This is a genomic window from Paenisporosarcina sp. TG20, from assembly GCF_000286315.1.
Taxonomy (GTDB): domain Bacteria; phylum Bacillota; class Bacilli; order Bacillales_A; family Planococcaceae; genus Paenisporosarcina.
This window is the reverse complement of sequence record NZ_ALJG01000340.1, coordinates 24,145-32,006: the sequence shown is the minus strand read 5'-3', so window position 1 is coordinate 32,006 and position 7,862 is coordinate 24,145. Positions and strand designations below refer to the sequence as shown.

At 37.7% G+C, this 7,862-nt stretch carries 6 protein-coding genes and 1 pseudogene; 6 read left to right on the top strand and 1 reads right to left on the bottom strand.

Going from position 1 to position 7,862, the window contains the following annotated elements:
* The 6 genes and pseudogenes from B371_RS0115490 to B371_RS0115465 form a co-directional block, all read left to right on the top strand.
* A partial coding sequence (locus B371_RS0115490) for a DDE-type integrase/transposase/recombinase (RefSeq protein ID WP_019415225.1) occupies nucleotides 1–410 on the top strand: 410 nt, incomplete at its 5' end.
* A 43-nt stretch (nucleotides 411–453) separates the two neighbouring features.
* A pseudogene (locus tag B371_RS21890) lies at nucleotides 454–930 on the top strand (PLP-dependent transferase); the annotation flags it as partial.
* 236 nt (nucleotides 931–1,166) lie between these two features.
* Entirely contained in the window at nucleotides 1,167–2,204 is a 1,038-nt protein-coding gene (gene argC / locus B371_RS0115480) for an N-acetyl-gamma-glutamyl-phosphate reductase (protein ID WP_019415223.1), read from the top strand.
* Between the two features lie 13 nt (nucleotides 2,205–2,217).
* Nucleotides 2,218–3,450: a bifunctional ornithine acetyltransferase/N-acetylglutamate synthase gene (gene argJ, locus B371_RS0115475; RefSeq protein ID WP_019415222.1), complete on the top strand. Its 1,233-nt coding sequence runs from the start codon at nucleotides 2,218–2,220 to the stop codon at nucleotides 3,448–3,450.
* A 16-nt stretch (nucleotides 3,451–3,466) separates the two neighbouring features.
* Nucleotides 3,467–4,264: an acetylglutamate kinase gene (gene argB, locus B371_RS0115470; protein ID WP_019415221.1), complete on the top strand. Its 798-nt coding sequence runs from the start codon at nucleotides 3,467–3,469 to the stop codon at nucleotides 4,262–4,264.
* Nucleotides 4,257–5,459 (top strand): aspartate aminotransferase family protein, encoded by a 1,203-nt coding sequence (locus B371_RS0115465; RefSeq protein WP_019415220.1) that lies wholly within the window; start codon nucleotides 4,257–4,259, stop codon nucleotides 5,457–5,459. The genes argB and B371_RS0115465 overlap by 8 nt, the downstream gene beginning before the upstream one ends.
* Nucleotides 5,460–6,242: 783 nt before the next feature.
* Here the strand turns inward: B371_RS0115465 and B371_RS0115450 are convergent.
* A complete protein-coding gene (locus tag B371_RS0115450; protein WP_019415218.1) occupies nucleotides 6,243–7,808 on the bottom strand; it encodes a polyamine aminopropyltransferase in 1,566 nt (521 codons plus the stop codon).
* Nucleotides 7,809–7,862: the final 54 nt, after the last annotated feature.

Below are 7,862 nucleotides of genomic sequence, written 5' to 3'. Positions count from 1 at the left end.
ACCTGTTCAATAATGAAATTGTCACCTACAAGATGTACAATCATCAACAAACGACGTTGGTCACCGATACGTTGAAAGAAGCACTGGAGATGCGTGGGAATCCGGAAGGCATCATTATCCACTCCGATCAAGGAAGCGTCTATACCTCGTATGCGTACCAGGATTTGGTCAAGGAGAACCATCTTGTGAGCAGTATGTCGCGGCGTGGAAACTGTTGGGATAATGCGGTCATTGAATCGTTCCATTCCAATATCAAATCGGAGGAATTCCAGTACGTCAAATTCAATTCGATGCCCAATATCCATGTCATGGAGAAGGTGAATGAATACATGCGCTATTACCACGAAGACCGGATCCTAGAAAAATTAGGCTACCTGACGCCCAAAGAATTTGGGGCACAAGCAGCCTAAAGGGGTGTTTTATATGTGTCTCAAATCGTTATGTCAGTCTACAACAATGGACCCAATGGCTGCGTACTTATTATTGCGTGGTATGAAAACTCTTCACCTTCGCGTTCGAAAGCAATGTAAAAACGCAATGATTCTGGCGAAGTACTTACTAACGATAGAAATGGTTGAAGAGGTTTACTACCCAGGACTTGAAACTCATCCACATCACGATATTGCGAAAAGACAAATGAAGGATTTTGGAGGCATGCTTAGTTTTTCAGTAAAGGGTGGAGTAGACACAGTCAGAGATCTTCTTCCGAAATTGCAATTTGCACATCGCGCTGCGAATCTTGGGGCAGTTGAAACCACGGTAGGGCCTGCTCGTACGACAAGCCATGTTGAATGTACGCCAGAAGAGCGTGCAGCAATGGGAATTCCTGAAGGTTTAATTAGGGTATCTTGTGGGATTGAAGATATTGAAGATATCATTGCAGACTTTGATCAAGCATTTAAGCATGTTAAGACAGCTTTGAAAGTATAAAATTATATAAATTTACATTACCAATCAGAAAATGTAGCTTAAATTAATCTTCAGTTACGTTTAGACAAAAGCGAGAACTCTTTAGTTTTTATAAAGGGTTTATCGCTTTTTTTGTACTAATAAATAATATGAATCGAAATAGACTAAATAAAAAGTTTTTATTTTTGTTGAATATAGATACAAACAAATGTATAATAATAAGAATTATTCAATTATGAAATATTGGAGTTGATAAAATGAAAGCTGTAATCGTTGGTGCTACTGGCTATAGTGGTTTGGAACTGGTAAGGCTTATAAATAATCATCCCTACATTAATATTCATTCTATCTTATCAAACTCGTATGTTGGGAAAGATGGAGAAGATGTATTTCCTCATTTGTCTGGCGTCAAATTGCCGATATTCGAATCAATGGATTTTGAAGCGTTAGCGGATGGAGTAGAAGCAGTCTTCTTTGCAACACCCGCTGGAGTCAGTAAGGAATATATTCCGCAACTCATCGAAAAAGGAATTAAGTGTATTGATTTATCCGGTGATTTCCGTTTGAAGTCACCAGCTGTTTATGAACAATGGTATATGAAGACTTCCGCCTCACAAGAATATTTGGACAAAGCGGTGTATGGACTAAGTGAGTTGAATCGAAATGCTATTGAAGGAGCTGATTTGATTGCAAATCCGGGCTGTTTTCCTACAGCATCTTTATTAGCGATTACCCCTATTCTAAAACAAGGTTGGGTTGATAAAAATTCAATCATCATTGATGGGAAGACAGGTGTGTCGGGTGCCGGTAGAGGATTGTCACTAGGGACACATTTTTCTGAAACGAATGAAAATATCAAAGCCTATAAACTTGGCAAACATCAACATATTCCAGAAATGGAACAAGTGCTATCTGAGACCGTTAATCAACCTATTCAACTAACGTTTAGCGCTCATCTGGTGCCAATGACAAGAGGGATACTGTGTACAATTTATATGAAACTAACGGAAACGGTTAACTTAGACAAAATTGTTTCGTTATATAAAGATTTTTATCAAAATAGTCAGTTTGTGCGTATTCGTACTGATGGGAGTTATCCATCTACAAAAGAAGTTTATGGTTCTAATTACTGTGACATTGGTTTTGCTCTTGACGAGAGAACGAATCAATTAATCATCGTTTCTGTCATCGACAATGTGATGAAAGGTGCTGCTGGCCAGGCTATACAAAATGTAAATATCATGATGGGTTGGAAGGAAACAACCGGTTTAGAATTATCACCACTTTATCCATAATGGAGGGAATACGTTGAAAGAAGCACTAATTAAAGATAAACATAAGTATACGATATTAAAAGAGGGAAGTATTTCTTCTCCAAAAGGTTTCAAAGCAGGAGGTCTGCATTGCGGTATTAGAAGAAAGAAATTGGACTTAGGATGGATTTATTCGGAAGTACCTGCAAATTCAGCAGGGGTATATACGACTAACTTATTCCAAGCAGCACCCTTAACTGTTACGCGAGAAAGCCTTGCAGTTGAGAATAAAATCCAGGCTATCCTTGTTAACTCAGGTAACGCAAACGCATGTACTGGAGAGCAAGGGATGAAAAATGCTCTTGAAATGAGAAATCATTTTTCCACGTCACTCGGTATTCCAGAATATTATGTTGCAGTGACTTCGACGGGAGTAATCGGAGAACAGTTGCCAATCGATAAAATCAATAACGGAATTAAACAAATAAACGTCATGGATAATCAAATAGGTCATTTTGAGCAGGCCATATTAACAACGGATCTTACTGTTAAGCACCTTGCTGTTAGTGTTGAAATTGACGGTAAAGAAGTCATTATTGGGGGAGCTGCGAAGGGTTCAGGAATGATTCATCCAAATATGGCAACGATGCTTGGTTTTGTAACTACTGATGCTCTGATAGCACCAGATACTTTACATGCTGCGTTAAAAGAAATCACTAACCAAAGTTTCAATATGATTACCGTAGATGGTGATACAAGTACAAATGATATGGTATTAATTTTAGCAAATGGGTTGGCCGCTAATAATGAATTATCACCAAATCATCCTGATTGGGATACCTTCATGTTAGGTCTAGAAAAAGTTTGTGAGGAACTAGCTAAAAAGATTGCTCGTGATGGAGAAGGTGCTACAAAGCTAATTGAGGTAGAAGTTCAGGGTGCTGCTGAATTAGAAACAGCACAAGTAATCAGTAAGACAATCGTAGGTTCAAGCCTTGTGAAAACAGCTATATTTGGCAGTGATGCAAACTGGGGGAGAATTGTTTGTGCAGTAGGTTATAGCGGCAAGATGATTGATCCCTTAAAAGTAACTGTGAAAATTGGTCAAATAACAGTTGTGGAAAATGGAATGCCACAGCCATTTGACGAAGATCAGGCAAAAATCTACCTTCAAAATGAGCATATAAAAATTGTTGTTGACTTAAATGAAGGTAGTGAAAACGCGATTGCATGGGGCTGTGATTTAACGTATGACTATGTACGAATCAATGCATCTTATCGGACTTAAAAAGGAGATTAGATAAATGGGGAATATAGTTATAAAGTGTGGAGGTAGCGTAATTGAAGAAATACCTCCATCCTTCTACAGAGAATTATGCGAGATCCAAGCTGCAGGTAAATTTCAACCAATAATCGTCCATGGTGGCGGTAAATTAATTACTAATCTGTTGTTTCAATTAAAAATACCTTCAGTTTTTGTTAAGGGACTGAGGGTCACAACGGATGACATGCTGGATGTAATTGAAATGGCACTTAGTGGAAATGTAAATAAGTCAATTACACGCAGCATTATACAGGCAGGCGGTCAAGCTGTTGGTATCAGTGGAATTGATGGCGGACTATTAGAAGCCAAACAGGTCGACCCGGAGCTTGGGTTTACAGGGTATGTAAAATCTGTAAATAGTAAATTAATTAAACAGTTATGCGATATGAAGTATATCCCGGTCGTTTCACCCCTAGGAATGGATATAAAAGGGCAAAGATATAATATAAATGCTGATACTTCTGCTGCTGCGATTGCTGGTGAATTACAGTGTCCTTTGCTATTAATAAGTGACATACCAGGTATTTACCAAGTCATCGATGGTGAAAAACAGACGATAGATTCATTATCCATTGATGAGTTAGATGTTCTTATCGATAATGGCACGATTACGGATGGAATGATCCCAAAAGTTAACGGCGCAAAAGAGGCTCTGCTTAATGGCGTTAAGGAAGTCGTTATCATGGATGGTCGACAGGAAAATGCTTTAACACTTTATTGCAATCAACAAAGTATAGGAACAAAAATATATAAAAAAGAGGAGATTCTGAATGTCTAATCAACTGGCAATGAAAACTAACCAATCTTCGGTAATGAATACATATGCGAGATTCCCAATCACGCTTGTAAAAGGGAAGGGGAGTTTTGTTTGGGATGAAAACAATGAACAATACTTAGATTTCACATCCGGCATCGCTACTTGTAGTTTGGGTCATGTGCCTGAATTTGTTCATGACAAGCTTCAGGAACAGCTATCGTTGTTATGGCATTGTTCGAATCTATATCATATTCCATCCCAGGAGAAACTTGCTAAATTATTAATCGAAAAGAGCTTTGATGGTCAGGTATTCTTTTGCAATAGTGGAGCAGAAGCAAATGAAGCCTTAATTAAACTAGCACGTCAACATGCGGAAATTAACGGAAAAGTGAGCCGTAAAATAATTACTTTTAAACATTCTTTCCATGGGAGAACACTTGCTGCTTTATCGGCAACTGGACAAGAGAAACTTCAAAAGGGTTTTGCTCCTTTAGTTGAAGGCTTTCAACATTTGGAATTCAATAGCTTTGAAGCTCTAAAAGAATTGGAATCAATTGATGCGTGTGGTGTATTGCTTGAACTAGTTCAAGGAGAAGGCGGAGTCAATCCAGCCAATAAAGAATGGGTATTGGAGCTTGCAAAGATCTGCAAGAAAAATAATTTGTTATTGATGCTTGATGAAATACAGACAGGCATTGGCAGGACAGGAACATTGTTTGCTTACCAACAGTATAATATCGTTCCAGATGTAATGTCTCTTGCAAAAGGTCTTGGATCTGGCTTTCCAATTGGTGCAATTATTGCCTCAAACGAAGTGGCTCAATCTTTCAAACCTGGTAGCCATGGTAGTACCTTTGGCGGGAATCCTTTAGCAACGACTGCTGGACTTGCCACCGTTCAATATGTTGTGGATCAAGAAATTGCCCAACAAGCTCACAAACTTGGAAATTATTTAAGTGAGAAATTAAAGGAATTACAAAAAGAGTATGCTCAAATAAAACAGGTCAAAGGTTTGGGGTTATTAATAGGCGTCGTTTTTGAAGGAAGTGCACTTGATGTGGTTAAAAAGTTGTTGGCCAAAAAAGTACTTGTACTTACTGCTGGAGAAAACGTTTTGCGAATTCTTCCACCATTAACTGCATCAACAGAAGAAATAGATTTATTTATTCAAACGCTCGGGCAAGTACTAGCAGAGGAATCCCTAATTGTTGGATGAAAATTGAAAAGTATGGATGAATAGACGGTAGGGAATACAAATGAAACGTATCTTTGACGCGAATTCGCGAATAGACATATATTTTATGATTGCTAGAGCACTTAAAAGTCCGTATAAAGAAAATAATAGGCTAATCACTGAGATATTTAGGTGTTAAGCTTATTTTTCTGTGATTTTTTAAAAAGTCGTTACTTAAATCAAGGATTAGGGGAGATTTTTCATTGAATTCCAATTGAGCGGTTGCTCAGTTGGAATTTTTGAGGTCCAAGTTGGAAAAATGGGCATCCAAGTTGGAATTTTAAAAGTCCAAGTTGGAAAAATCACACTCCAAGTTGGAATTTGACTTAATATCGAATGTACGCTTGAATAAACAGGTATTTATTACATAGGGAAGCTCCAGAGAGATTCAACAAGATCATAATCACTGAGATATTTAGGTGTTAAGCTTATTTTTCTTTGTTTTTTAAAAAAGTGGTTACTTAAATCAAGGATTTAGGGGAGATTTTTCGATGAATTCCAACTGAGCGGTTGCTCAGTTGGAATTTTTGGGGTCCAAGTTGGAAAAATGGGCATCCAAGTTGGAATTTTTGAAGTCCAAGTTGGAAAAATCACACTCCAAGTTGGAATTTGACTTAATATCGAATGTAGGCTTGAATAAACAGGTATTTATTATATAGGGAAGCTCCAGAGAAATTCAACAAGAAAAAAAGGTTGCTGAGATGTATCCTCAGCAACCTTTATCGAATATTTAAAGCTATATTGCAAAATGTAGGAGTAACCCTATCAATAGTTAACCCAAGCCTTCTCATACATCTGTAATAAAATAGGATTAGTTAATGTATTAGGTTCATATTGAAAGATATTACCTTTTTCGTCGACGATATCTCGGTCAATGTCTTTTCCAAAAATAGTCAGTCCTTGCAATACTTCATCGGTTAAAAAGTCTGTCTCTACAGATAAGTCAATATTTTTAACCGTTTGATTCGTTTCCATGCGACTTGCCAGTATAAATCCCCAGTCACCGAAGCTAGGAATGTCTACATGGAGATTTTCTGTATATAGACCAGCTTGTTGAACAGTATAATCAATCGTCCAATACACTTCCGTAGCGAAAGTAGGACTTGTCGATTGGATCATGATGGTACCCCCAGGAGTCAAATGATTCCTAAGTAACTGGTAAAACTGCAATGTATAAAGCTTGTTTAAAGATTCGTTATTTGGGTCAGGCAAGTCCACTAAAATTACATCATAAAAGTCTTTACCATCTTCCAAAAATGAATATGCATCTTCGTTATGAACCGTAACTCGTGGATCAGAAAAGGAGTCGTGATTCAAACGAAGAAGATCGAAATTTGTTTTTGCAAGTTCTACAACTGCAGGATCTAAGTCAACAAGATCAACGTGTTTGACCTCGTCATATTTCCATAGTTCTCTTAAAGCAAGCCCATCTCCACCACCGAGGATAAGTATGTTTTCAGGGTTTTCAACACTTGCAATTGCCGGATGGACAAGGGTTTCATGATAACGATATTCATCAGTTGAACTTAACTGAAGTTGCCCATCAAGAAATAAGCGAACATCGCTTCGCTCTTTTGTTAAAATGATTTGTTGGTAATCCGTTTGTTGGTAATGAATAATGGGGTCTCTATACAGCTTTTGTTCAAATGTAAAAGCCACTTCATCTCCCCAAAATACCCCAGATAAAAGCACGACAAAAAGGGTTAATCCCGCAACGAGATGTACTCTGAATCGGCGTATTTCTTTTCTGAAATAATAGAGTACCCATAAGGCCACACCTACGTTAATTAAACCAACAATAAAGGCCGTTTTAACAAGACCAAACTCCGGTCGTAAATAAAAGACGAAAAGTAAACCACCAATTAGACCACCAGCATAATCTGAAAATAAAACACGTGCAGTACTTTTACTTAACGTTACTCCAATCTCATTTGCTTTACGAATTAAGAGTGGCAGCTCAAGTCCAGTTAATGCACCAATGATAAGTGTAATGGAATATAAAAATATGGCATCTGTGCCATCAGGAAGAAAAGCTGTAACACCGAAAAATAGGAAGGTTGAAAACCCACCGATTAATCCTATGGTTAGCTCAATCCAGATAAAAGAAATAATTAAGTTTCTTGTGACACGTTCACTGAGTGAAGCGCCAATTCCCATACCCGTCAAAAAAAGAGAGATGACGAGTGTATATTGCTTTACACCATCACCTAAAATGTAAGAACCGGCGGCTCCAAATAAAACTTCAAATATAATTCCACAAATTGAAACAATGCCAGAAGCCCAATAAATTGCTTTGCTTTGTTTTGTTCCCAAGTCACTTATATTGCTCATTATTCTGACTCCTAACTTCAAGTGTTGCGTGTACTTATATCTCGCTGATTGAGG

What these genes read in the sequence shown, in the direction of transcription:
- argC (WP_019415223.1), top strand. Translation starts at nt 1,167, where the DNA reads ATGAAAGCTGTAATCGTTGGTGCTACTGGCTATAGTGGTTTGGAACTG.
- argB (WP_019415221.1), top strand. Translation starts at nt 3,467, where the DNA reads ATGGGGAATATAGTTATAAAGTGTGGAGGTAGCGTAATTGAAGAAATA.
- B371_RS0115465 (WP_019415220.1), top strand. Translation starts at nt 4,257, where the DNA reads ATGTCTAATCAACTGGCAATGAAAACTAACCAATCTTCGGTAATGAAT.
- B371_RS0115450 (WP_019415218.1), bottom strand. Translation starts at nt 7,808, where the DNA reads ATGAGCAATATAAGTGACTTGGGAACAAAACAAAGCAAAGCAATTTAT.